The sequence below is a fragment of the Erysipelothrix larvae genome, from assembly GCF_001545095.1.
In the GTDB taxonomy this organism is placed as follows: Bacteria; Bacillota_I; Bacilli_A; order Erysipelotrichales; family Erysipelotrichaceae; genus Erysipelothrix; species Erysipelothrix larvae.
In genome coordinates, this window is the sequence record NZ_CP013213.1 from 1,873,391 (window position 1) to 1,899,968 (window position 26,578).

The window sequence follows — 26,578 nt, forward strand, 5'->3', positions numbered from 1 at the left end:
AACATGGATTGATGATTGTCTATTTGTTTTTTCGACGCTTACTTACCCCTAAGAGTATTAGACCAATTCCCAAAGCATACCATGGTATGTAGGATTGACTTACACCTGTTTTGGGTAGCGTTTCATCTGTTTTAGTCTCTTGTGATGTGTCGGGTGTTGTATTTCCTGTATTTACATTACTACTTGGTGGTGTTTCTTTTGGTGGACTGTATTTCTCAACGATTCCATAGGCGCTAAAGGATGTGGCACCAAAGGTTACCCATCCATCCTTAAGGGTTGGGTTTATATATTCAAGGGTTCCATCGTTAAGTTGATGCACAATCACGATTTCACCCCCTTCTTTTGCGATATAGTCTCTGAAGGTAATCATTGCGATCTCTTGTTCGCTCAGTGTGTAACGTTCATTGGTTAACGTATTCCAAAGGGTCATATTAAACAGGGTTAAGTTTTCTACATCTTCCATATTTTCTCTTATGGTTCTATAGTCGTGCGTCGTACTTGATAGCGGTTCAGTGATAAGTCTTACTTCCCAGGGTAATCCTTCTACCATTGCATAGTCATTGATATGATTCGTTTCACCTGCTTGTTTTTGTACCAACGCCAGTTTTTCTTTAGTTTCTTCAGAAATGAGTCCTTTTTCTTGTTCACTCAATGCATTATATGCAACACTTAGCATCGCGATTTCATCCGCAAACTTCAGTGCTTCTTCATGGGTTGTGGGTGTTTTTTGCGTTGATAGGTTTCTATAAATCAGCTCAATCTCATCCCGTATATCGTTAACTGCCTGTGGATACTGAATAACCATCCTGCCTTTAAGAAACGTAATATTATAATTGTCATGTGATAGGGTTTTATCTTGCACGATATCATGGGTTCCAACTGTATTATCACTTACCTTTAATGATCCAACCAGTGTATCCGTTCCTACAAGTCCAGTGGTTGTATATGTTAATGCAGGCATCATTTCTCCAAAAATCATCGTTTTATCCTCTGCACTCACTGTGATTGATTTTTTGTTAACGATGAGATCAAGGGAAGCCGATCCATCATAATATTGATCATCATCAGCTTGTGTCACACTCAGTGTTACTACTGTGCCATTTGTTGCATTGTGTAGTGTCACAATCCCCAATTGGTCAATGGATACAAGATGTGGATGGCTGCTTGTCCATGTAAGTGCACCGGTTCCTCGATTACCGTTTAGAAGCGTTGAGAGATCAAAGCGCGCATCACCGTATGTTTTAGTAAGATCACTCACTGTAAATGAAAGGGTTCTTTGTGTCCCAATCTGTACATCCACACTTCCCGTTAACACTTTATATTTTGAATCATTCGGCGTAAATACAGTATCATATGTATGGGTTCCTTTGGTTATACCTGTAGAAGGTGTAACCCAGGAAAAGATACCTTCCACTGGATTGTTGTTTTGATCATAAAAACTTGCACTCAACTTGACTTGACTCAATGTTTCTCCTGGAATAAAGTCACCATATACAGCATCTTTCATTGATATGGGTAATCGTGAAAACCGTGTACTTTCTTTAGAAACTGTTTCATTGGTTTGACTCATACCACTCAGCTCTGGGAAGTAACAATTGTCTGTATCACAGGCTCTTTTTGTCCAAATAGATGGATTAAATGATCCCATACTTCCAGTACTCAAGTTCAATACATCCATACTAATCATCTGTGATGTCGTGAGGCCAGTTGCTTGTTGACAGCTCGTTCCAGATACGACATACCCATTCGCCTCACTCAGTCCTGTAGTTTCCATATTATAATAACTGTTTACAACATTGGTATTCTCATAACTTGTACCTCCCGAAAACCCGCCTTTACTTCCGTTAGCGTTTATTGGTCCAAATGCCTATGATTTTTGAATCCTTCCACTAGAAATTAGCCCTGCAAATCCACCAACATTAACCCAGCTATTTGTAGTTGATACGGACATATTTGAATAATTGTCAGAAAAAGCGTTTATCAAATTAGCAGTATCCAAAGTCCCAATAAATCCTCCTACATTCCCAGTGATATTCGAACCAATTTCATCAGATATTCTTCCGATTGCGAAACTTTTTAATACATTACTCGCTATACTGGTTCCGATTAAACCGCCTAACGACACATTAAAAATAAAATCACTAATCCTGAGATTGACATCACTGTAGGATTCAAGAACTTCAGAACCCTCTATCTTTCCTAATAGTCCGCCTACATTTATATAATAACTTGAAATTGATATCTTACCTTTGGAGTAACAATTTGAAATTTTTGTTTTAATTGAGTATCCCGCTAATATCCCAACATTTAATCCAATTTCATCATCAATTATATTAATCCCACCCATCGTATCGTTTGTTTCCACACCAAGATTAGTGATTGTGGCATCCTGTGTATATCCAAACAATCCGATATTATTTCTCTGGTCATTTGTTGGGGCATTATTCTGTTTAAACCATAACCCAGTAACTGAATGACCTTTTCCATCAAAATGACCTGAGAAAGAATTGAATTTAACCGTTCCGATTGGATTCCACCCTGCAGGTTTATCTTCTAAGAATGTTGTTAAATCAATGTCATTGTTCAATTGAAAATACACCGTTTGATTGAGATACTTTCGCACATTATCTAGATGGTCTACTGTTTCTATTTGATACGGATCTGAACGGGTCCCTGTTCCGCCTGCAAAATCATGTGTATCATCTGCTGATATCTGTGTGATCTGTGTTGAGACACTGAAGATAATCAGTGTGAAACAGATGATGAGTTTGAGCAATACTTTCTTTATCTCTTTGAATGGTGTCATAGGGTTTGCCTCCTGAATATCTTGAAGTATAGCCTCAAGTATTGATTACTTTAATTGTACGATTATTCACAGTGATATTGTGATAATAAAATTTCGTTATAACGAAAAAAACGATCATTCACTTTTCAATCAAATCGTGATTCATAACCCAAAGCATTTATCACCCCTTATACAACACCCCCTTTAAAACCTGAATTTATACAGGAACAATAATACGCATCTTTAAAAAACTGAAGGGTTTGATAATTCATATATTATTTTTATATCAAATCACGAATAATAGGGGATAGATCAACTGGACGATAAGGAGTCTTTCCCCCATGAAAATATCATGTATCATCGCAACATATAATGGCGAACACTTTATCCAAGATCAACTCGATAGTATCCTTAATCAAACAGTTCAACCGGATGAAGTCTTGATTCGTGATGATTGTTCAAGCGATAACACAGTTGAATTCATTCAACGTTTCATCCTCAAGCATTCACTCTCACACTGGTCTTTACGCATCAACACCACAAACATGGGGCATCGTGAAAACTTCACAACACTGCTTCAAGAAGCAACGGGTGATGTCATATTCTTATGTGACCAAGATGATGTTTGGTTTGACCATAAAGTTGAAACACTTGTTGATATCATGGCACATGATGCTTCAATTGCACTGATTGCTTCCAATGTAACACCTATATATACTTCGGATTCATCCGTCTTAGTTCGCAAAACTCACATCAAAAGTACCAAAAAAGTCTCCCCACTTGCGTTCTCGAGCAACTGGATTCGCCCAAGTTTACCTGGATGTTCCTATGCAATACGTAAGCATCTTGTGGACGATTATTTAAAGATATGGAACAAACAAGATGCCCATGATGCTATTTTATGGAGTGTAGCGTATGTTCAAGACAGTCTTGCACACTATCCCGAATCCTTGATGAATTTCATCCGTCATGATCACAATGCGTCTGACACAGGAAAAAACGATCCATCGTATCGAATTCAGAGTATCCAAAGTGATCTTGATGTCATGCGCCGGTGTATTGAGTCCTTAGAGCTTGATACTAAGAAAGTTAAAGCCATAAACAAGCAAATCAATGTCTATCAACAGCGTCTTTATATCTTAAAGAACCGCCACATTATCCAACAGATCATCAACTTAAAAGACCTAAAGTATTATGCAATACCCCGTTTCTGGCTTGCGGATTTCTTATACTTGATTCGCTCTTAACTTTAAAAACGATCACACCGAATTATCCAAACTTAGGCTAATCAAGTCTTTGCATAGTCCAAAACATCTCATGTATCGTTTATAAGACAGCACCTGATTTAAAGAACATCAAGGGCTGTCTTTTATTTTAAGGTATCGTCCGTAATGAATCATCCCTTTGAATTGCTTGATTTCATGGCATATCCCTCAAGATGGAGCACCAAATCCAAGTAATTTGAATTACACAGCGATCCATCCAATGGAATCCGATTTGATGATGACTGTGTTGTTTGTGTAATAGTTAAAGCTTCAAAAAAACCCTTCGTAATCGGGGCGGATTGTCCGTCATTACGAAGGGTGAAAACACATGTTTTGTATTCATATTATCATGATAGGTTCATCATGCGATCGTGGTTGTTTAAACCTTCTTGCGTTTGCGCTTAGTTGGTTTATAACTTGTCATCATCATGACAGCACCCAAGCCAATGAGATATGCAGGTGTTCTTGATTGAGAAACACCCGTTAATGGTAAATCGGTGCTTGGTTTTGATTCAGGACCACTTACCTGTGGCTCACTTGGTGTAGACGGCACTTCTTGAGATGGAACATCACCATCATAACTATCTTTCGTAATAATTCCATAGTAACTGAAAGACGTTGCGATGAAGGTAATTACACCATCTTTTAATGTTGCGTCAATGTACTCAAGTGTTCCATCTTTTAGTTGATGGACAATCATGATTTCAGTGCCTTCTTCAAACTCAATGCCTTCAAATACAAGGGTCACGACATCGCCTTCTTTAAGAATATGTCTGTCCCCAGTTAATGTATTGAGTAGGTAAATATCAAAGAGATACAGAACATCATATGCCTCAATACTTTCACGAATGCTTTCAAAATCAGTTGCTTGTTGAGAAAGTTCTTCTACAACAAGTCGAATATCCCAGTTCAGTCCTTCAACTGTAGCCTGTTCAGTCGTGTGGTTAATGATTCCTGCTTGCACTTGTGCTTCTACCAGTTGTTCCTTAACTTCATCCGGTAATTGTGCTTTTTCTTCTTCACTGAGTGCATTAAATGCATTCACTGTTTCCGCAACAGCATCCGCAAAACTCACCGCATCATGTCGTTCCATTTCTAATTCAGGTAAAGGCATGGATCTCACTACTTTTTCAACTGAACTAATAACGGTTTCAAGTTCCTTGGTTTTCTCGATTACCATGGACCCTTTTGTAAAGGTTACGGTATAGTTATCGTTTGTGAACGGACCATCTTCCACAATATCATGAGTTCCTACAGAAGTTCCGTTTACTTTTAGTGACCCTTGTAAGGTATCATTTCCTACAAGTCCACTTACTTTAAACGTTAAGGTAGGTAAAGTCTCACCAAATGTCATGGATTGATCATCTGCAGTTACAGTTGCATTTTTACGGTTTACTGTAATGGTTGCACTTGCAGTGCCTTGTGTGTATTCGGCATCACTGGCTTGTGTGACAGTGAGGGTTACATCTGTAGTATTGGTTGCACCATGAATGGTTACAACCCCATTTGCATCAACAGATACAATACTTGGATGAGAACTACGCCATGTAAGAGCTCCTGTTCCTGTATTACCACTCAGTAGGGTGTTTAGATCAAAGGTTGCATCCCCATATGTTTTCTCAATTGACCCATCACTAAGATTTAGATTTGTTTGAATCTTATTGATGGTAAGGGTAATGGTTGTGTTTGATGGTGTATCACTACCTGTTGATGGTGTTGTAGTAACACCTAGAGGATAATATGAAACATCAAAGGTATGCGTTCCAACAGACAGTGTCTTAAGGTATGCATTGGTGAATGTGATTGCATTTGATCCAACACGAACTTGAGTTGTATCCAGTAGAGCACTTGAATCACTGTTATTCACAATCTGTTTCACCGTATTGCCGTTCATATCAACAGTTAAACTGAGATCATTCGATTGATCTTTTGTGAAGCTTGCACTTGCAGTTTGTTGACTATCGACATAGACAACCAGACCATCAGAATTGATCACTGTAACATTGCCTGCGTTATCCGTAATCCGTGCATAAACAACCCCTTTAAAGTTTGGGGTAATTGTAAAGCTTCCACCACTTGATATCGACGTCATTTGAGTCAGTGCTCTAAGATCTGATTCAATGAGTTCACTTTCAGATACTACGTATTCAAGTGTTGGAACACTATTTGGTTCTTTATCAGAAGCTGTAATTGTTACGGTGAGTGAATTCTTACCAAAAAGACCAAAGGTTATTGTATTCAGGAATGAATCCCACAGTGAGTTCTTAATGGTAATGCTACCTGTAGGTGCATTATCACCAATCACCATGGTTCCCTTATTAAAAGTTACGGTATAGTTATCGTTTGTAAACGAAGCATCTTCCACAATATCATGGGTCCCTACAGAAGTATCTGTAACTTTTAGTGACCCTTGTAAGGTATCATTTCCTACAAGTCCTTCCACGTTATAGGTCAAGATAGGTAAAGTCTCACCATACAGCATGGATTGATCATCTACATTTACAGTTGCATTTTTACGGTTTACTGTAATGGTTGCACTTGCAGTGCCTTCTGTGTATTCAGCATCACTGGCTTGTGTGACAGTGAGGGTTACATCTGTAGTATTGGTTGCACCATGGATGGTTACCAACCCATTTGTATCAACAGATACAATACTTGGATGAGAACTACGCCATGTAAGAGCCCCTGTTCCTGTATTACCACTCAGTAGGGTGTTTAGATCAAAGGTTGCATCCCCATATGTTTTCTCAATTGACCCATCACTAAGATTTAGATTTGTTTGAATCTTATTGATCGTAAGGGTAATGGTTGTCTTTGATGGTGTATCACTACCTGTTGATGGTGTTGTATCAACACCTAGAGGATAATATGAAACATCAAAGGTATGCGTTCCAACAGACAGAGTCTTAAGGTATGCATTGGTGAATGTGATTGTATCTGTTCCAACAATTACTTGAGTTGAATCCAGTAGAGCACTTGAATCACTATTATTCACAATCTGTTTCACCGTATTGCCATTCATTGCAACAGCTACACTGAGATCATTCGATTGATCTTTCGTGAAGCTTGCACTTGCAGTTTGTTGACTATCGACATAGACAACCAGACCATTAGAACTGATTACTGTAACATTGCCTGCGTTATCCGTAATCCGTGCATAGACAACCCCTTTAAAGTTTGGGCTAATTGTAAAGCTTTCACCACTTGATATCGACGTCATTTGAGTCAGTGCTCTAAGGTCTGATTCACTGAGTTCACTTTCAGATACTACGTATTCAAGTGTTGGAACACTATTTGGTTCTTTGTCAGAAGCTGTAATTGTTACGGTGAGTGAATTCTTACCAAAAAGACCAAAGGTTATTGTATTCAGGAATGAATCCCACAGTGAGTTCTTAATGGTAATGCTACCTGTAGGTGCATTATCACCAATCACCATGGTTCCCTTATTAAAAGTTACGGTATAGTTATCGTTTGTAAACGAAGCATCTTCCACAATATCATGGGTCCCTACAGAAGTATCTGTAACTTTTAGTGACCCTTGTAAGGTATCATTTCCTACAAGTCCTTCCACGTTATAGGTCAAGATAGGTAAAGTCTCACCATACAGCATGGATTGATCATCTACATTTACAGTTGCATTTTTACGGTTTACTGTAATGGTTGCACTTGCAGTGCCTTGTGTGTATTCGGCATCACTGGCTTGTGTGACAGTGAGGGTTACATCTGTAGTATTGGTTGCACCATGAATGGTTACAACCCCATTTGCATCAACAGATACAATACTTGGATGAGAACTACGCCATGTAAGAGCTCCTGTTCCTGTATTACCACTCAGTAGGGTGTTTAGATCAAAGGTTGCATCCCCATATGTTTTCTCAATTGACCCATCACTAAGATTTAGATTTGTTGGAATCTGATTGATGGTAAGGGTAATGGTTGTGTTTGATGGTGTATCACTACCTTCTGATGGTGTTGTATTAACACCTAGAGGATAATATGAAACTTCAAAGGTATGCGTTCCAACAGACAGTGTCTTAAGGTATGCATTGGTGAATGTGATTGTATCTGTTCCAACAATAACTTGAGTTGAATCCAGTAGAGCACTTGAATCACTGTTATTCACAATCTGTTTTACCGTATTGCCATTCATTTCAACAGCTACCCTGAGATCATTCGATTGATCTTTTGTGAAGCTTGCACTTGCAGTTTGTTGACTATCAACATAGACAACCAGACCATCAGAATTGATCACTGTAACATTGTCTCCATTATCCGTAATCCGTGCATAGACAACCCCTTTAAAGTTTGGGCTAATTGTAAAGCTTCCACCACTTGATATCGACGTCATATTAGTCAGTGCTTTAAGGTCTGATTCACTGAGTTCACTTTCAGATATAACATATTCAACGGACTTAATTCCTGACTCGTTATCCGTAGCTGATAGTGTTACTTGCAGGGTGTTCTTGCCAAATATACCAAAGGTTATTGAATTAATAAACGTATTCCATACGGATTGTTTTGTTGAGATTGTACCACTTGGTGGTGTATTATCAAGTGTTCTTATTCCATCACTCACAGATACCGCGCCGGTTTCATAATTTGAGTTTGAAACACTTCGTGCAAAGATATAGTATTCTGTCCATTCTTGAAGTCCTGTAAACTGGGTACTTGATTGCCATGTTCCCGGTGTTGTTGAATTGGTCCCAATAGCATATTCAATGGATTGCCCAGTTTGGGATTCTAAAGCTCCTTCATTTACGGTAATGCTGCTAGCAGTAGTTTCTGAAGCACTTGGTTTATTTACCTTAGCACCCGCTGCTTTATTTACCGTAAGTTCAACTTTGATGTCCTTAACTGTTTTATAGAAATCGTCGTTTGGCGTAAAAACAGCAAGTGCTTCTACTTTGCCTGTATCATAGACTTCACCTGGATTTATCCACTCAAAGGTTCCTTCAACGTCTAGATTGCTCACACTATCGTATACTTTACCAGAAAGTGTTGAATCAGATAGTGTTTGTCCATAGGTAAGATCTGTTGAACTTATCTCGTTCACCACAACATCTCTTTGACTTACAGCTACTGCATTTTTGGATTGTGTCTCATGTATTCCACTGCTAAAAGCTTTGAGTTCTGGATAGTAAAACACTGTATCGTCACTATCTCGTTTGGTCCAATTTGATGAATCAAAGGATCCCATCACACCATCTTTTGTTAGTACACCTGCACTAATAAGACTTGATGTTGTTACACCTAAGGATGTATCACCGGTTGAGTTACCAAAAGGATGTGTTTGATTTGTTGACTCTTTATCAAAGAATACTGATATTACAGTGTTTGGTATAGAATCATTCCCTGATATACCACCAATATAACTTGAATCGGATGATTCATTAAGTTCAACACTTCCAGCAGCATAAATGTTTGTTAAGCTACTGTTATTTGTTGATTCACCTGCAAACCCTCCGACTTCGTTATCTCCAACTACTTTTGAGGTCGAAAAAGAATTCTCAATAATACCATCGTGATGCCCTGCAAACCCTCCGACTTCATATTGACCCAATACCTTACCTGATGAGAATGAGTTGCTAATGGTATCAGGATTATACCCCACAAAGCCACCCACACTACTATTACCTTGTACATCATTACTTGCGAAACATTCTGATATTTCTCCATAATTCTCGCCAACAAAACCACCAGCAGAAGCATAAGTTCCCTCAACCTTGGAAGTCGTATATGAAGTAAAGATTTTATCATGATTATCACCAATAAAGCCACCTAAAACATCTTCCCCTACAACACTACCAGTAGAATAGCAATCAGATATTTCATCCCAATTGTAACCAACAGCCCCACCTACCGTATATTTTCCTGTGACACTACCAGTAGAATAAGAACCAGAAATTGGACCACCATTGTTACCTACAAGACCACCAACATAAGACTCACCTTCGACACTACCAGTAGAATAAGATCCAGAAATTTGACCCTCATTGATACCTACAAGACCTCCAACACTAGAAACTCCTTTTATTGTTCCAGTGAATGTACAGTTGTCAATAAGACCTTCTTCCAATCGACCTACTAAACCACCCACTAATTCATTACCAGTAATACCATTATCATGTGTTACTATGCTCAGGTTTAATATTGTTGCATTATTAGCATAACCAAAAAAGCCAATATCATTATTTTTGGATTGTTCAATCCAAAGACCAGTTACTTTATGATTGTCACCATCAAGGGTTCCAGTAAATGGAGCATCTTCAGTTCCAATAGGAACCCATCCGTTTGGTGTGTTTTCTAGCAAATCTGTAAGGTCGATATCCTCAGTGAGAACAAAGTAAGCATCTAAGTGTTCTCTAATATGGTTAAGTTGTTTAGCATTTGATATTTCAAATGGACTTTCCTTAGTACCTTCACCATCAACAAATATTTCTTCATTATCCTGCAAAGTAGTATCACTATAAATGCTCACACTTTTTTTTGATTCTTTCACGAATACATCATTATCAGATTCAATAAATACTTTTAATTCTGGATAGTATGTGACTTCCAGTTCGTGTATGTCATTTGATATTGGCTGGCTTTGAATTACGAACGAATCGCCTAATATATTCTTCGAAGTATTACTTATCATTTCTGATGTTGTTAGTCCTGTTATGTCCTGGGGTTTCACGGCATATCCAACCCCATTGGTTGTTTGTGACGATTCTATATCATATACACATTCAATCAGTAGCCCATTAGCTTGTTCATCATCAGACATTGAACTAACCCCTAAAAATCCACCCACATCTTGAGTCTTAGTTACTTTTCCAATGCTATAACTATTTCGCACAGTACCGTCATTATCACCTATGAACCCACCGACAAGTTCTCCGTTAAGAACATCTCCGGTAGAGTAACATTCTGAAATTCTACTATTCTCGCTATTCCACGAAACAAAACCACCTGCAGTAGTACTACCTGTGACATTTCCAGTTGAAAAACTGTTTTTTATATCTCCAAAATTCCACCCAACAAACCCTCCTGCACTAAACCTAGATATCACTGTGCTTGTGGAAAATGATGTATTAATGATACCGTCATTTGAACCCACGAACCCACCAACTGAAAAGCTACCTTTTACATGTCCCATAGAATAACTATTTGTAATTAAGCTAGAGTCCCCCCCAAAAACCCAAGCAATAAATCCCCCAACAGTATCCTCTCCTGTTACGGTTCATATTGTATAGCAATTATCAATCTGTACATTTTCTGCGATTGAAGCTAATATCCCAATAGTATTTACCCCTATTATATTTTTTTCTTCGTCTGTAACAACACCTAAGTTCTTTATTGTACCACCCTTAATCCAACCAAAAAAACCTAGTTCAAACCCGGCATTGATCCATAGCCCAGTAACTTGATGATTGTTACCATCAAGGGTTCCAGTAAAAGGATCATCTTCAGTTCCAATAGGAACCCATCCTTTTGGTGTGTTTTCTAGGAAAACTGTAAGGTCGATATCATTATCGAGTTTATAGTGTTTATCGAGACCATATCGAATCTCATCCAATTGTTTTGCTGTTTGGATGATGTATGGATTCTCTGCTGTACCATTTCCTCCTGCAAAGCCATTACTATCCCCGGTTGCGTATGCAATACTTGTCGATGTATTGGTTATGACTAATGTCACAATTAGTAAAAGACCAATCACCTTTTTTTGGATATTATTAAAATTTACCACACTTTTTGCCTCCTTCTTGTGAGAAGATAAACCATCAGATTTAACTAAAATCAAACACACAATCTTCTACCTAAATGATACACTTTTCGAAGATATTTTTGCTTAAATAAAGTTTCGTTATAACGAAAGAATGTTTTTGTATGGGGTTGCAATAAGGGTGTTTAGAAGCTTTCTGTTCATTATTTTATTTTATAAACCAAGACTCGAAATGAATGAGGCACTCATGTCTTTCGTTGATCTGTTTAAAGAATTTTGTGAACCGTATACTATTGGAGTGTTTGATTTTTATCTAGGGGGTTTTTTAAAAGTGTATTCTTTGCTGAGAAGCGTGTTGTTTCAAGTGATTATGGCGTGTGGAGCAGTTGAGGAATTTACTGATGGTTTAGGGAACTATTCTTGATAGTATGTATCCAATAGATCCTTATACACAGGGTTCAAGTTAATGGTTTGAAGATTGCATTAACAAACGCTCGTGTTTTCAAGAAAGAAGGCACGAGAAATTTATACGTGTGGCTACGCTTTGATCATCATCACGACACCCAGCAATCCATCCCTTTATCGATGAATAGTGTATTGAATTTGCTGATGTTTGGTATAAAGAAGTCTCACTTAAGGTAAGATCGCATTTCTGCCTTGAGGTTCATGTTTGTAACGGGTTGATTGGGTATATGACACAATCTTTTTATGTTCAAGTATGCTAGACATAACAAAAGCTGTGAGTTATCAAAATGAATCACAGCTTTAGGTTATTATTTAATGAAATACATGCTATCGCTTTTAGTCTAAACCGTGTCTTAATACAGGATCTTTGTGAATGACATTGAGATACACTGAGTTAAGGTATCACTTTGTTTGTAGACTTCAGTCACTACAAAGCGGTTTGTGACTTCATTGTTTCCCACAACCGCACATAGGGTCAATGTATTAAGGAGTACGGATACATCGCCATACTCATGAAGTGTACTTGCTTCAAAGGTGACATCTTTATAGACGATGCCTTTATTGATGACGGTGTCAATTTCTTGATCGCGAGTCATGGTTGCTCCCATGTGAACAAAGATTGCATTTGGGTGTAACACTTGAGTGAGCAGTGCTTGATCTTGTGTTTTAAGTCCGGTCCATAGTTGGTTGGATGTTTCGTGTGTGTTGATCATGATGATGCTCCTAAATTAAAGGTTGCATTTAGCCAATCTTCCACTGAATCTTTGGCTTGAAGCATGTTGTTTCTTGAAAGAGAAAAACCTTGATTGCTGATGGTTGCTTCAGGTTGCAGTGTTTGAAGGGTTTCTTGTGTTGTGGAAAAACCACTTCCTCCATGTACTGTAAATGGGATGATGGTGATACCACTTAAATCTACTTGTTCTAAGAGTGAATACAGGGGCATGGGTAAATCATACCACCATATTGGATAGCCGAGAAATATCGTGTCATACGTATTTAGAAAGTTGAAGTTTTGGGTCAGTTCTGGTCGTGCTTGGGCTTCTTTTTCTTGACTGACTACTTCAACCAGTTTTTCATGATCTAAAGGGTAGGTTTGGTTCGTTTCTATTTCAATGATATCTCCACCCATCGTTTCATGAATTATGTTTGCGACACTTTCTACATTGCCATAGACGGTGTTGTTTCGGACGACAATGCTTGCTTGCGCGTTTGAATCCGACGTGTTGTTTGCTTCATCTTCTGGCATGCTAAAGTATAAAACAAGGATCTTGGTGTTTGTATTTGGTTCGATGTTGTCTTGTTTCTGTGATGGCGTTTGTTGCGATGTTTGACAGGCACTGAGTAAGAACACCAATACTATCAAACCCATCATTTTGAAATGTTTTGTATATTCCCCCATACCTTTCACTAAACGTTTCTCACAAGGGATAATAAGCGCTCTACAGCCTCGGGTGTTTGGTGGTCAAAGAAGGAGCTCTTGTCTGTATTTAGTGTTGCGATTAGGCTCATATCTTCTTCTGTTAAGCTGAAGTCAAAGATATCGAGGTTTTCTTTCATGCGTGATTTGTTGACGGTTTTCGCAAGTGGTACAATATTGCGTTGCATTAGCCAACGTAATATCACCTGTGCATTTGTTTTACCAACCCTTGATCCAATGGATGCAAGAACTGGGTTATTAAAGATATCGTGTTGTCCTTCTGCAAATGGAGCCCATGCTTGAACACAGACACCAAATTTTTCATTAATTTCAAGTGCTTTAAGTTGTTGATGGAATGGGTTCACTTCAATTTGATTTATAGTTGGAATGATATCATTACACATTGCAAAATCAGCTAAGCGATCTGGATAGAAGTTACTCACACCAATGGCTCTGATTTTACCTTCATTGTAGAGCTGTGTCATTGCACGATAGGTACCATAGACATCGTTGAGGGGTTGGTGAATCAAGACACAATCAATATAGCTTACTCCCAAGTCATCCATAGACTTAAGGATTGATTGATAGGCTTTGTCATACCCTGCATTACTAATCCATACTTTAGTGGTAATAAATAGGTCTTCACGCGCAACGTTTGTTTTACGAAGTGCTTCCCCTACTGCTTTTTCATTGCCATATGATTGTGCAGTGTCAATCAAACGGTATCCACATTCGATTGCATCCAATACGGATTGCACACATTGATCGTGATCATTGATTTGAAAGACGCCAAAACCCACTGCAGGCATTAAGACGCCATTATTTAACGTTACATATTCCATGTTGTCCTCCTTTTGGGGTTCACCCATACGCTTATTCTATAGTACGGTAGTAACAACCGGTCAAGGGTATTTTTGACTTTTTATCAATCTCATGATCCCACACGATAAAACCAAATAACAGGCTTTTCACCATTGATTAATCACTGACCTATAAATCTATTTTTCTTCTATAAAATTAGCATATAATCCAACTTATTTTATAGAATTAAACGAGAAATAACTGTGCTATAATTCGAGTAAAGGCACCTCTTTTTAGAGGATTTCATGATACACATGGGAGGGGAACTATGAAAAAAGCACTTTTAATCTTTTTTTCTTTTTGTCTTGCATTTCTTACAATGCAAACACGCGTCAGCGCAGATGCAAAAAATTTTTCTGTTATTTCAGGAGAAGAACTCATTCAAATAACACAAAACGTAAAATCGGATGACTTCGTCTATATTTCCTTAATACAGGATATTACGGTAGACCAAACCATCACCATACCTAAAGACGTTATGATCCATCTCAATCTTAGTGGGTTTTCCCTTATGGGGGATTTTGAAGATGAAGCAATGATTCATGAAATGATTGTGATTGAAAAGGGAGGTCAACTTCATGTCAATGGAGCATCCCAAAATCAAAAAAAAGGAACGCTTTATAGTAATCACCCGTTTGATGTTGTGATTGCGAACTATGGCACTTTTTCCGCAACTGAGAGTCAGATTGGTTTACCCAGTGCTTTCAATTCAATCATCTTACATGAAGCATCAGACACTTCATTTTTCCAAAGTCTTTTGAGTGGTGAAATAAGGACCCAACAAACCTTGGAATCACATCAGCTTTATATCAACGATGTAATCAGTGATGTGAATCTATTTATTGATAGTAAATCAGGATTCACACACATCAATCAATCTGAATTCAAAAAGGAAAGAGGTGTGCCATCCATCATTGATTTTAGATCTGGGGATCTTCTCATTACGGATAGTATTTTGCAGTATGATATTCCATCCATAGAGAATCCAACTGGAATTATTAGTGCCACTCATTCAGGAAAAATAAGTGCACCAATAATCCTTGCATTCGCAGAGGATACAGGGGATCGTTCAATTAATGCAACCATCAAAAGAACGCAAATCATCAATAACATGGGGACTGACCTGATTGCGATATCGAATCAACAAAGACATACACAAAGTACCATTAATCTTTTCATTCATGAGGATACCGTTTCACCCTCACGCATCGGTATCTATGACTTTGAAGGTGTACCCTATGCATCACGCGTGAATGTTCAATATCCTGTTGTTTTCTACAATCCAGATGGCCCAGTGTTTCGTGAATATGATCTACCAAAAGGGTATGTATTTAGTAGGAATCCATCTGAAATACCAATCCTTGATAATACATCAAAGATTACCTTTAATGGGTGGCAGTATGATATGGATCAGCCAATTCTAGAAAAGACAGATATCTATCCCGATGTCACGATAAAACAAAACGAAACGATTGTCGTAAACTTCTTAGGATTTGATTATCTCTTAAAAGCGCAACGATCCATTCCTGCGAATACTGAGATTGACGAAGCTTATCTTATGGATTTATTCCAACTCGAAGATGGCGAAGATTATATATTTGGAGGGTGGAATCTTACGTTTTCAGATACCAGTGACGATATAACAGTAACACCCAAATCAACTACAACCCAATTAGAAGTGTCCTTTTATGATTATTATGGAAACTTCATCACATCCATCTATGTATTCAAAGGAAACACCCTAACACAGGATCTTACACCCACCCTAAAGGATACATCGCGGTATGCCTTTGATGGATGGGATCATGATCTCACAAACATACAAACAGATCTTGATGTACATCCTAAATCCACTGATAAAAATCCAACAAGTTATACACTTACCTATCTTGATAGCGTGGGAAATGAAATCGCAACCTACAAAATCAATACGAACATTGATCTTGATATTGAAGAAATCTTCAATCGACATCTACTTCCAGATCGTGGAAGTCTCTTATTTAAGGGATGGGAAGGGTTTATCCCTATTAAGGATGACATCATTCTAAGACCGCTTTATCACCCTGAAACATTTACGGTTGTCTTTTATAATTATAATGGGCAAGCGTTCACAACTGCAAACTACGAAATTGGTTCAACAATATTAGATGAAAACCTACCAATCCTTGAAGATACTTCTCGTTATACTTTCAAAGGATGGGATTCTAAGATCGAGAACATTTCCAGCAATCTTGAGATATACCCGATCTTTGATACAAAGACACCTGAAGAAATATTGATTAAGTTCTACGATCATCAACAAAAAGTAGCCTATGTGGAAAAGGTCCCTTTTGGATCCACAATCGACCCCAAACGCCTTGAAAAAGCATACACACTTGAAGATTATGATTTTTATGAGTTTATGGGATGGAGCTGGACAACAACAGATACCACCGATGATATTCTTGTATACCCAGAATATATACGTCCATCCCACACACTCACCTTCTATGATTATCACAATAACTACACATCCCAGATTGACCTCTATAAAGGTGAAACCTTGGATGAAATCATCTTACCAACCCTTAAGGACACATCCCGTTATACCTTCAAAGGATGGGACATTAAAACAAATGACATCACTGAAGACATGGATATCTACCCATTATATGAAGAAAAAACACCAACAACCATTCAGATAAAACTCTTTGATTACTATGGGAAGGAAATACAACGTTTCGAAGTTCCTGTGAACTCAGAGGTTGACTTTGAAACACTTGTAGAACCTTATACACTCAATGATATCGGTAACCTGATGTTTACCGGTTGGAATTTACTTTTCTTTGATACCCATGATGACGTTAATATTTGGCCAAACTACGCCGAAGAATATGTCCACATCTCTTTTGAAGATTACCGTGGTAAGGAGTTCCACACTATCTTAATTTTTAAAGGAGACTCAATAGAACCGCACTTGTTACCAACTTTAGACTCAGATTCACGGTACACCTTCCATGGTTGGATTGGTGACTTCAACCAAATTATGTCAAACTTTAGGGCAAAACCCGACTTCACTGAAGTGTTACCTGAAACCATCACCGTTACTCTACGTGACCTTTACCAAAATAAAAGCATCACTACAAAAGTTCCATATGGTTCAACCATAACTCTCGAAGATATCTATGCGCTATATAAACCCGCACCCGCAATTAAAGGATTTGGTAAGATTTATCCTTTTGTGGGATGGGATGGGGATTTTACGGATACACACTATGATATTGATCTCTATACTGATTATGGACATCGTGGTGATGTAGAAGGGTTTGAAATCATCGAGTCTGAAGACTTTGAACCCATCATACCAAAACCGGTTCGACCTGAAATCCCAACACCACCAAAACCGGTTCAACCTGAAATACCAACACCACCAAAACCAGTACAGCCTGAAATACCAGTACACCCAAAACCTGTAACCCCAATCAACCCACAACCTGATAAGAAACCACATACTGAAACAGACCCAGTAATAAAACAGGCGTTGATTACAGGGAATGCAGCTGCATATCTTAAGAAAACGCCACGTGTTGCGTATCTTGAATCTGTATTTGAAAAACCACTGGATACCATTAATATCAGCATACCAACACTGACACACGATATACTTGATGCATACATTGCATCAATCAAAAAAACACTTACAAACCAAACAATATCCAATGTCTTTGTGGTTTCTATCACACCACAAGACATAGACCAAACTAACATCACTTCAGTCGATGGCGTGGTCAGCATTACCCTAAACATACCCGATTCAATTGATCCATCCAAGACAATCGCTGTATATCATGTGAACCATGATACAACCATGACACAGCTTAAGAGTACACTCAATCAAGATGGTACCCTAACCTTTGAAGCCACTGAGTTTAGTCACTTTGTGATTACAAATATCATTGAAACACAAAGTATACACACTCCAAGTACACAAACATCAAAGACACAATCACCATCTCAAACACTACCACGTTCTGGTGTTTCAACACACTATGGACACTATGTCAGTATCCTACTTGGATGTACATTGTTATTTGTTGAAAGTAAAAAAAGAACAAAACGTTAATGCTTATATAAGCCTTGTGAATAAAGGTGGATACCCCTTTATATCACTTGGCTTTTATTATGTGCTGTATTATTCAACATAATCACGTGCACATAAAATAACTGCAAATTAATCCGTTATCATTTGTATGATTAATGGATTAACTTGCAGTTTTTCGTATATTGTATTTGTACTGAATGACCCTACTACTTAATCAGTATCGAGTTCTTTGAATATTATATATACTTCAGAACCTATTAATTTCTCGTAGCATAACGCAATCACATTTGAGCATGGTATACCTTTTGAAACGACACTAAGCTCATTTTAGTAATGATAAGTATAGACTCATCATAGATTTCACATAGGTTTTGCGTACTTAAGAGCCTGATCATAAGTGGTGTTATCTCATCAAAGTTATCATTAACATCTGGGCTAAATAGAATGCTTGTTGTCACATACTGAAGAAGCCTTAACAATTAATTCTTTGCAGATAATGTCTGCAATTTTTTTACATGCAAAGCCATCACCATATGGATTACTTGCATGACTCATCTTATCATACGCTTCGTCGTCTTCTAATAAGCTAATACATGTTTTATAAATGACCTCTTCATCTGTACCAACTAACTTTAAGGTCCCTGCTTCGATACCTTCTGGTCTTTCTGTTGTATCTCTCATTACTAGAACAGGGATTCCTAAACTTGGTGCTTCTTCTTGAATTCCCCCACTGTCAGTTAAAATTAGATATGCCCGAGACAAAAAATTATGGAAATCTAGAACTTCTAGAGGTTCAATAATACGAATTCGATCTGTATTTCCAAATATTTCATCCGCTAATTCCCTTACAATTGGATTCATGTGAATTGGATAAATTGCCTTAATATCTTTCTTATCATCTATAATGCGTTTAATCGCATTAAACATACTTCTCATAGGAGCACCAAGATTTTCTCTTCTATGAGCAGTGATAAGAATCAATTTACTATCTGATGCCCACTTTAAGTGTTCATGAGTGTAATCTTTTCGAACAGTCGTCTTAAGTGCATCGATTGAGGTATTTCCTGTTACATATACAGTGTCTGGGTTCTTGCCTTCCTTCAGAAGATTTTCTTTTGAGATCTCAGTAGGAGCAAAGTTATAATTTGATACAATTCCAACCGCTTGCCGATTAAACTCTTCTGGATATGGACTACAAATATTATAAGTTCTTAATCCAGCTTCTACATGACCCACAGGAATTTGAAGATAAAAACATGCCAATGATGTCACAAACGTTGTAGTTGTATCACCATGAACTAAAACTAAATCTGGTTTTACCTCTTCAAGAACTGCCTTCATTTTCTCAAGAATACTGATTGTTACCTCAAAAAGAGTCTGTCTGTCTTTCATTATCGATAAATCATAGTCCGCCACTACATTGAAGGCGGATAATACTTGATCCAACATCTCTCTATGTTGACCCGTAACACAAACAACAGTATTCAGTGTGTCTCGTGTCTTTAACTCCTTAACTAATGGGCACATTTTTATTGCTTCAGGTCTGGTGCCAAAGACCACCATTATTGTATTCATCTTGCTTAAATCCTGTCTTATAGTTTGTAAACTCTATCAAAGTCACATATATTTTTAGTATCAAGAATTATTTTACCCCGCACCATTTCCAGATTATCTTTAATGTGATCATGTGCGGTTATTATAATCAGAATCTCGATTTCATTTAAGAACGTTTCGAAATTCATAAACTGATTATCCACTATTTTTTCATTAATATACGGATCAAACACTTTTGCACCAAATGCTAAATGGGCATCCATAATATTCAGAAGTTGAATAGTTGGGCTATCTCGTATATCGTCAACATTTTCTTTATAGGTTAATCCGTAAATACCGACCTTAGAGGTATCTGTAATATTATTTTCCCTCATGATGTCTCTGGTCCTTCGGAGGACGTACGAAGGCATAGAATCGTTAATATCTCTTGCTGTATGGATTAGATGAGTAAGTTCTGGATAATCCCCTACTAAAAACCATGGATCTACTGATATACAATGACCTCCAACTCCAGGCCCAGGTTGCAAGATGTTTACTCTTGGGTGCATATTAGCAATACGGATGATTTCATAAACATTCATATTGTCTACTCTACAAATTTTTACGAGCTCATTTGCGAACGCAATATTTACATCTCTGTATGTATTTTCAATAACTTTTGACATTTCTGCAGATCTTATATCAGTAATTACTATCTCTGATTTGCAAAAGCTTGAATATAATTTTTTTACTATTTCACCAATCTTATGATTGTCTATTCCGACCGTTCTTGAATTATGTTCAAGTTCGTAAATCATATTTCCTGGGATAATCCTTTCAGGTGCATGAGCGATGTGAATATCTTTACCTATACACATCCCTCTTTTTTCAATTTCTGGTCTGACATATCTATCAATTGACCCTGGAGAAATTGTTGATTCAATTATCAAAATAGATCCTTCTACACAAACATCCAGAACTGAATTCACAGCTGCTATTACATATTGTGAATCAAGTTTCTTACTTGATTTAATATAAGGTGTAGGAACTGCGATAATATATGTGTCAGTCCTCTGATATTCTGTTGTGAATATAATACCCTTATCCTTCGCTTCATTAAATAGTTCATTCAATCCCATTTCTTCAAATGTAAGATCCCCTCTAGAAAGAGATTCTACCAATTTTACATTTAGATCTGTTCCAATAACTTCAATGCCACTTTTAGCAAACATTAGAGCTGTTGGAAGCCCTATGTAACCCAATCCAATTACGTTAATCATATCGTTCCCATCCTTCTTATTGAACGATTAATTGTTTCGTTCAAGCAATCTAAGCAATATATTTATAATAATTTGATGTATGTCACCGATTCATACATTCCACATAATCAATTCACTCAAACATCTATAGTCGGTTATATGTGAAGTCAAAACGAAAAGTAAGACTTACAATCTACATCTAATCCTTGAGGATATTATCTTTACTTTGTTGTTTGATTTATGCGCTCATTTTAGTTTATAAATGAAATTTCTTTTGTGAATATTCCTTTATTAATGAAACCCATAATCGTGATGAATTGAAATGACAGTGGTACTTCAGTAAACAGTGCGAATAATAGTATCAACAGAACTAAATACCTATAAAAGTTGCGAGTCCTACGATACAGCAGTAAAATGAAACTGATATAAAACAAGAAACCAACAACTCCTGAACCCACTAGGATATAACCAATAGTATTCGTCCATGCTCTATTATTTGATAATTCATAGGCAGTCGCTAATGATGAATTCATCACATAGTTACTATAGTTCGCATATCCAACTCCAATAAATCTATTTAAAACAGGAAGCGTACTAAATACATAGAATGGGCGAAATATCCTGATATTTCCACTTGATACATCGGATGTACTTAAAATCCGATCTAATCCTCCGTTAATGATTTCGTTTTTTGTAATATAAACTACAAATAGAATACCTAAACTTAATAAAGCGCCTTTTGAAAATAGACTTTTGATATTTTTACGTTCGCTATTTATAAAATATAATCCAATAACAAACACGATCATTGCAAAACCAGTTCCTGATCCATTAAGCAACAGAGATAAAATATAAATTAGCGAAACAATTGTTTTCACAACATTGTTAGGTTTAAATTTATCTGACTTGTAAAACAAGATAACAAGCAGTGCAATTGACACATACTGACTGAAATGAGCTGGCTCCGAGAATAAGCCAGAGAATCTATACCCAAATTCGCTAAATAAATAATTACTGTTCTCAACAAGGCTTCTGCCATATTTTAATGGAAGAAAACTAAAATGCCATGGTAAAATTAACCCCAGTAAATTATATGCTAAGTACTGAATGAACCCATACAATGAATTAATGAGAGCAATGACAATCAATGTTTTAGCAGCATAATCTATATTAAACTTCTTATATCCAATGCTAACAATGATTAGTGTATAAAAAATATGTCTGATAAAAGCGAAAGTTGAGACTGATAAATTCAAATCGGAGTCTACGAAATAAATGAAGAGCGTTAATATCAAAACGACACAATAATATCGGAAATAAGTATTTAAGTTCAATATAGTAAGTGGTTTGCACCTCATAAAATAATAAAACAATAACGGAAAGATTAGTAATTCTGGAAGCAGTATCACACTTGAAATACTAGAGTATTGCGTGAACATTGGACCAACAATTATAATGAATGTTACCAACCGATCAAATGTACTCATCTTTATTCTACTTATCATATTTACTATCCTTTTTATTCTTCGCGTATTTCGTTATGAGTTGAATTTCCAAATCAATTCTTTGATCCCAATTTAGCATTTTTGTCTTGGAAGTTTCAATTGCTCTTTGCCTTATGGATTTACTTATTTCGGGGTTTAATAACAGCTTTTCGACTATGTCAACCACTTCTTCTTCATAATTAACAACAAAGCCATTTTCATCTTGTTTAATAAAATCATTTACAACACCATCGTTTTTAACAATAACAACTGATCCTGCTGCCAACATCTCATGAAAAACATTGGTCAAATTACAGACATCATACAAACTAAGCGATGCAATCGATAACTTACACATCATATAAATAGTTTTGGCATCAATGTGCCCCATATATGTCACATTACGATTAAGTCCAAGTTCTTCAACTAGATCCATTACATACTCAAAATACCACGTGTTACCTTTCTCAGAAGGACCCGCTAGATATAAATGAATGTTATGGCCTCGATCAATTAGTTTTTTTAAAATTCTAACCGCCCTTTCTTGTCGCTTCCATTCATCAAACCTCGCAACATAGAAAAGAAATGGTTTAGATACTAACTTTCTCTTGAAATCAATAAGTTCTCCATTTGTAATACTGTAAGGTATATTCACACCATTTATCCAATATTGAAAATCAAATGGATGATTCCCTTTATTAATCGCATTAAATGTCAAGTCACCTCTTGATCCATCATTTGTTACTAACAAAAAGGATTTCTCAGTCTTAAATGAATTATACTCAATATAGTGCTTGATTTTAGTTTTGAATAACCCGTTTTTTTCAATGCTATTCCACAGAAAAGTTCCATATAACCTTTGCCCAAAGGGTATTCCAGATTTGTGAGCAGTGCTCCTAAAAATCTCTGTTGCTGATCCATGACCGTATACAAAATCATAATGCTCATCGTTCATTAATCTTTTTATGATTCTTCGGTTATTTATGATATTCATAGGTCTCAATATCATTTTATTCTCATAATAGAGACATTCTTTAATCATTTCTCTTTTTAACCAACTGGCCTTAATATTAAAATTAGGTAAGTTTTTAGTATTATGGAGTAGCACAATATCAACCTGATGACCACTTTCGATAAGTTTTCTCAAAGGTTTATTGAACGAAGGCAGACCATTAATTTCAGTTGCACCCTCAAATAAGCATTCCCAAAATCCATATAATGGTGGCGATATGTATAAAATTTTCATTGACTCAAAACCCCTTCTCTTTGTTTTCAAAACATCCATATCTTTTTATAGTCCAAAATAGGCTACTACATAAGGTTAGTGTTTCAAATGTTACCTTCCGGCAATTTACATTTTATTTTCGTTAAAATTTAATTCGCCTGAATTGAACTACTGTTTTATTAATGATTCCTTTTCACAAAATAATAATTCCTGAAGAACGTCAATTCCATTATTGTACTCTTTAGTGATTCTTGATAATGCTTCATCACAATTCTTGGTAAATTCATCCCAATCAAGCTTTTGGTAATATTCAAAAATTTTATCTGAAAAGTTATTTTCTGAAGGATCCAACATTACACCAATCCCGCTTGACATTGCTTCTTCACCCATAAATGAGCCTTTATTACATAATTGCGGGATATAGAAAGTGAGACCATCATAAAATTTATTCCCCATTGCATACGTTGTTTTTGTGTCATTTTCGTACAAGTTATGAAGTATATCTGTTGTTGAAGCAAAGTCCACACGATCAATTGGGATATATTCACCATGAAAATAGACATTATTTATTTCATTCGCTTGAACATACTGTCTTAGAAGGCGTCCTGGCTCTTGTTCCCGTCCATGGTAATGCAATTCAAATCTTGAGTCATTTGCTAGATTATCTATTATTTTCATGTTAATCTCAACATGTCTTATTAATCCCCAGAATCTGATTCGTAGAGGTACATTATTTCTCGGTAATGTTTTTCGACAATTTCTGTCTGCATAGGAATGCAGAAGTAAATTATGAGAAACATGGATTTTATCAGAATCAGGAAGATATTTCTGAAAACCTCTGGAACTTACAAATGTCAACCTTGAGTGGTTAATTAGTTGATGAACAATTTTCTTGTATACGCCAATATTTTCATAAGTAAAATCTCGATAGTCTAAGATATATTTCTCGTTGAATTTCCTATTCAGAATATCTGACAATAATACTGCAGGTGTTGAATGTAACACGATAATTAAATCAAAATCCCCTTTTGTGATTACCTTTTTTGCAAACCTTCTAAAGCTAATGAAATTTGGAATCTTCTTTATCATAGAATCGCTATCTGACATACTTTTCTTGAAGCAATACAGTTGATTTACAATGGGTGCCTCTATATCAGGCTTTAAATCTCTATCCCAGTAAAGTAAACTCGTATTGCTATTCATTTTTTTTAATTGTTCAGTGTAAAAATTCATATAGGGCATATAAGCTAGTTTTGTAAAACCAATAACGAGTACCTTCATTCAACACCTCCTATCATCTGATTAAATATCTCCGCAAATTTTATAGTATTTTCAGCTCTTGAGTAATACTTTTCTCCAAATCTTTTCCCATTTTCTGCAATTACATCTCGTATTTCTTTATTTTCATACAGTTGAACGATTGCTTGAGCTATACTATCTGGGTCTCTATTAGAAACAGAAACACCAATACCGTTATCATTGAACATTTTGTAATAATCTGAATTTTCATCAACAGAATTAACAATTGTCTTTTTACATGCCATTAATAGACCCGCTTTGCTTGGAACAGAATTTCCGATTACACCCCTTATTAAGGGAATCAAACAAATTGAACATGCGCTATATACATCTGAAACCATATTTTGTGGTTCGAGCGGGAAAAATACAATGTTATCTAGGAAATTTTTATCGGCTTCTTGTCGAAATTTATCTTTCTGACTCCCCTCACCAATCATATGAAATTCAATGTCTTGCCAATCTTTCAACTTCTCCGCAACCTTGAGGACCATTTTGTAATCAAATACATAACCCATGGTTCCTGCATATTGAACGTAGAACATATGTCGTTTTAATTTGTATTTATTGACGAATCTATTTTCTGTCCAATCTACCTCATGAATTGATCTATCGTCAAACCAGTTGACAATTGTATGAATCTTTTCTTCTTCGCCTCCTTGCTCAATAACCTTCCTTTTCATGTCTTCAGATATTACCGTTAAGACATCACTAAGGCTATATGTTATCCTTTGAAGCTTATAAAATAGTAGAGCTAACCATTTATTTGTCAAGACTCCACTACTTACTGCACTTCCAGGCCACATGTCCTGAATGCTATATAGAATTGGATATCGTGTAAATAACTTCAAAAGTATGATTGAGAACATTACGGTGGGGCATGATTGTACAAAAACTGCATCAACTCCCTTTACTTTTTTCCATTTTAAGAAGGCTTTGAAGTGATAAACACCTTCCTCTAGATACCTTTTTATAAATGAACTTTTGTTTATCACCTTTCGATTGACTGAAATTGATTCGAAATTCAGCTTATCATTAAGATTATCTGGAATATCATCATATATGCCTTGCCTACAACTTTGAATTAAAGTAATCTGAAACCCATCTTCTAAGAGATCTTCGATTAAGGTTCCAATTAAGTGATTCGACGGTCCTGGTGTATCAAACCCTTCAGTACATATGAATAGTATTTTTTTCAT

Annotated in this window: 15 protein-coding genes; 2 read left to right on the top strand and 13 right to left on the bottom strand. The window is 36.6% G+C overall.

From position 1 onward, the window contains the following. Positions 1-19 precede the first annotated feature (19 nt). Together AOC36_RS08595 and AOC36_RS08600 are read right to left on the bottom strand one after the other, a co-directional pair. On the bottom strand, positions 20-1,774 hold the full coding sequence (locus AOC36_RS08595; RefSeq protein ID WP_067633372.1) for an MBG domain-containing protein: 1,755 nt from the start codon (positions 1,772-1,774) through the stop codon (positions 20-22). Between the two features lie 93 nt (positions 1,775-1,867). Beyond that, a complete protein-coding gene (locus tag AOC36_RS08600) occupies positions 1,868-2,806 on the bottom strand; it encodes a hypothetical protein (RefSeq protein ID WP_067633374.1) in 939 nt (312 codons plus the stop codon). A 320-nt stretch (positions 2,807-3,126) separates the two neighbouring features. On the opposite strand from AOC36_RS08600, the gene AOC36_RS08605 reads away from it, so the two are divergent. After that, entirely contained in the window at positions 3,127-4,032 is a 906-nt protein-coding gene (locus tag AOC36_RS08605; RefSeq protein ID WP_067633377.1) for a glycosyltransferase, read from the top strand. Positions 4,033-4,429: 397 nt separating this feature from the next. Here AOC36_RS08605 and AOC36_RS08610 read toward each other — a convergent pair whose 3' ends face one another. From AOC36_RS08610 to AOC36_RS08630, 5 genes are all read right to left on the bottom strand, one after another. Next, the gene (locus AOC36_RS08610) at positions 4,430-11,191 is read right to left on the bottom strand and encodes an MBG domain-containing protein (RefSeq protein WP_067633379.1); all 6,762 of its coding nucleotides are present in this window, start codon (positions 11,189-11,191) and stop codon (positions 4,430-4,432) included. An 84-nt stretch (positions 11,192-11,275) separates the two neighbouring features. Continuing rightward, positions 11,276-11,782, bottom strand: coding sequence for a M26 family metallopeptidase (locus AOC36_RS08615; RefSeq protein ID WP_067633381.1), 507 nt, complete (start codon positions 11,780-11,782; stop codon positions 11,276-11,278). 794 nt (positions 11,783-12,576) lie between these two features. After that, positions 12,577-12,936 carry a nuclear transport factor 2 family protein gene (locus AOC36_RS08620; protein WP_067633383.1) on the bottom strand — a complete coding sequence of 120 codons (360 nt, stop codon included), beginning with the start codon at positions 12,934-12,936 and terminating at the stop codon, positions 12,577-12,579. After that, a complete protein-coding gene (locus AOC36_RS08625) occupies positions 12,933-13,595 on the bottom strand; it encodes a flavodoxin (protein WP_157777172.1) in 663 nt (220 codons plus the stop codon). Before AOC36_RS08625 ends, AOC36_RS08620 begins: the two co-directional genes overlap by 4 nt. 35 nt (positions 13,596-13,630) lie before the next feature. Then, positions 13,631-14,482 (bottom strand): aldo/keto reductase, encoded by an 852-nt coding sequence (locus AOC36_RS08630; protein WP_067633387.1) that lies wholly within the window; start codon positions 14,480-14,482, stop codon positions 13,631-13,633. A gap of 287 nt (positions 14,483-14,769) precedes the next feature. Here AOC36_RS08630 and AOC36_RS08635 point away from each other — a divergent pair, with 287 nt between their 5' ends. Then, positions 14,770-18,603, top strand: coding sequence for a hypothetical protein (locus AOC36_RS08635; protein ID WP_067633389.1), 3,834 nt, complete (start codon positions 14,770-14,772; stop codon positions 18,601-18,603). Between the two features lie 414 nt (positions 18,604-19,017). Here the strand turns inward: AOC36_RS08635 and wecB are convergent, their stop codons facing one another. The 6 genes from wecB to AOC36_RS08665 all read right to left on the bottom strand — a co-directional run bounded on the left by wecB (position 19,018) and on the right by AOC36_RS08665 (position 26,578). Beyond that, complete coding sequence (gene wecB, locus AOC36_RS08640) at positions 19,018-20,157, bottom strand: non-hydrolyzing UDP-N-acetylglucosamine 2-epimerase (protein ID WP_067633391.1); 1,140 nt, start codon at positions 20,155-20,157, stop codon at positions 19,018-19,020. Positions 20,158-20,174: 17 nt separating this feature from the next. After that, the gene (locus AOC36_RS08645; protein WP_067633393.1) at positions 20,175-21,395 is read right to left on the bottom strand and encodes a nucleotide sugar dehydrogenase; all 1,221 of its coding nucleotides are present in this window, start codon (positions 21,393-21,395) and stop codon (positions 20,175-20,177) included. Between the two features lie 230 nt (positions 21,396-21,625). Continuing rightward, positions 21,626-22,879: a hypothetical protein gene (locus AOC36_RS08650; RefSeq protein ID WP_067633396.1), complete on the bottom strand. Its 1,254-nt coding sequence runs from the start codon at positions 22,877-22,879 to the stop codon at positions 21,626-21,628. Further along, positions 22,869-24,104, bottom strand: coding sequence for a glycosyltransferase family 4 protein (locus AOC36_RS08655; protein ID WP_067633398.1), 1,236 nt, complete (start codon positions 24,102-24,104; stop codon positions 22,869-22,871). Before AOC36_RS08655 ends, AOC36_RS08650 begins: the two co-directional genes overlap by 11 nt. A 147-nt stretch (positions 24,105-24,251) precedes the next feature. Continuing rightward, on the bottom strand, positions 24,252-25,364 hold the full coding sequence (locus tag AOC36_RS08660; protein ID WP_067633400.1) for a glycosyltransferase family protein: 1,113 nt from the start codon (positions 25,362-25,364) through the stop codon (positions 24,252-24,254). Continuing rightward, positions 25,361-26,578 (bottom strand): glycosyltransferase family 4 protein, encoded by a 1,218-nt coding sequence (locus tag AOC36_RS08665; protein ID WP_067633402.1) that lies wholly within the window; start codon positions 26,576-26,578, stop codon positions 25,361-25,363. Before AOC36_RS08665 ends, AOC36_RS08660 begins: the two co-directional genes overlap by 4 nt.

What these genes read in the sequence shown, in the direction of transcription:
- AOC36_RS08665 (WP_067633402.1), bottom strand. Translation starts at nt 26,578, where the DNA reads ATGAAAAAAATACTATTCATATGTACTGAAGGGTTTGATACACCAGGA.
- AOC36_RS08635 (WP_067633389.1), top strand. Translation starts at nt 14,770, where the DNA reads ATGAAAAAAGCACTTTTAATCTTTTTTTCTTTTTGTCTTGCATTTCTT.
- AOC36_RS08655 (WP_067633398.1), bottom strand. Translation starts at nt 24,104, where the DNA reads ATGAAAATTTTATACATATCGCCACCATTATATGGATTTTGGGAATGC.
- AOC36_RS08630 (WP_067633387.1), bottom strand. Translation starts at nt 14,482, where the DNA reads ATGGAATATGTAACGTTAAATAATGGCGTCTTAATGCCTGCAGTGGGT.
- AOC36_RS08610 (WP_067633379.1), bottom strand. Translation starts at nt 11,191, where the DNA reads ATGGGACATGTAAAAGGTAGCTTTTCAGTTGGTGGGTTCGTGGGTTCA.
- AOC36_RS08595 (WP_067633372.1), bottom strand. Translation starts at nt 1,774, where the DNA reads ATGGAAACTACAGGACTGAGTGAGGCGAATGGGTATGTCGTATCTGGA.
- AOC36_RS08625 (WP_157777172.1), bottom strand. Translation starts at nt 13,595, where the DNA reads ATGATGGGTTTGATAGTATTGGTGTTCTTACTCAGTGCCTGTCAAACA.
- AOC36_RS08660 (WP_067633400.1), bottom strand. Translation starts at nt 25,364, where the DNA reads ATGAAGGTACTCGTTATTGGTTTTACAAAACTAGCTTATATGCCCTAT.
- AOC36_RS08620 (WP_067633383.1), bottom strand. Translation starts at nt 12,936, where the DNA reads ATGATCAACACACACGAAACATCCAACCAACTATGGACCGGACTTAAA.
- wecB (WP_067633391.1), bottom strand. Translation starts at nt 20,157, where the DNA reads ATGAATACAATAATGGTGGTCTTTGGCACCAGACCTGAAGCAATAAAA.
- AOC36_RS08650 (WP_067633396.1), bottom strand. Translation starts at nt 22,879, where the DNA reads ATGATAAGTAGAATAAAGATGAGTACATTTGATCGGTTGGTAACATTC.
- AOC36_RS08605 (WP_067633377.1), top strand. Translation starts at nt 3,127, where the DNA reads ATGAAAATATCATGTATCATCGCAACATATAATGGCGAACACTTTATC.
- AOC36_RS08600 (WP_067633374.1), bottom strand. Translation starts at nt 2,806, where the DNA reads ATGACACCATTCAAAGAGATAAAGAAAGTATTGCTCAAACTCATCATC.
- AOC36_RS08645 (WP_067633393.1), bottom strand. Translation starts at nt 21,395, where the DNA reads ATGATTAACGTAATTGGATTGGGTTACATAGGGCTTCCAACAGCTCTA.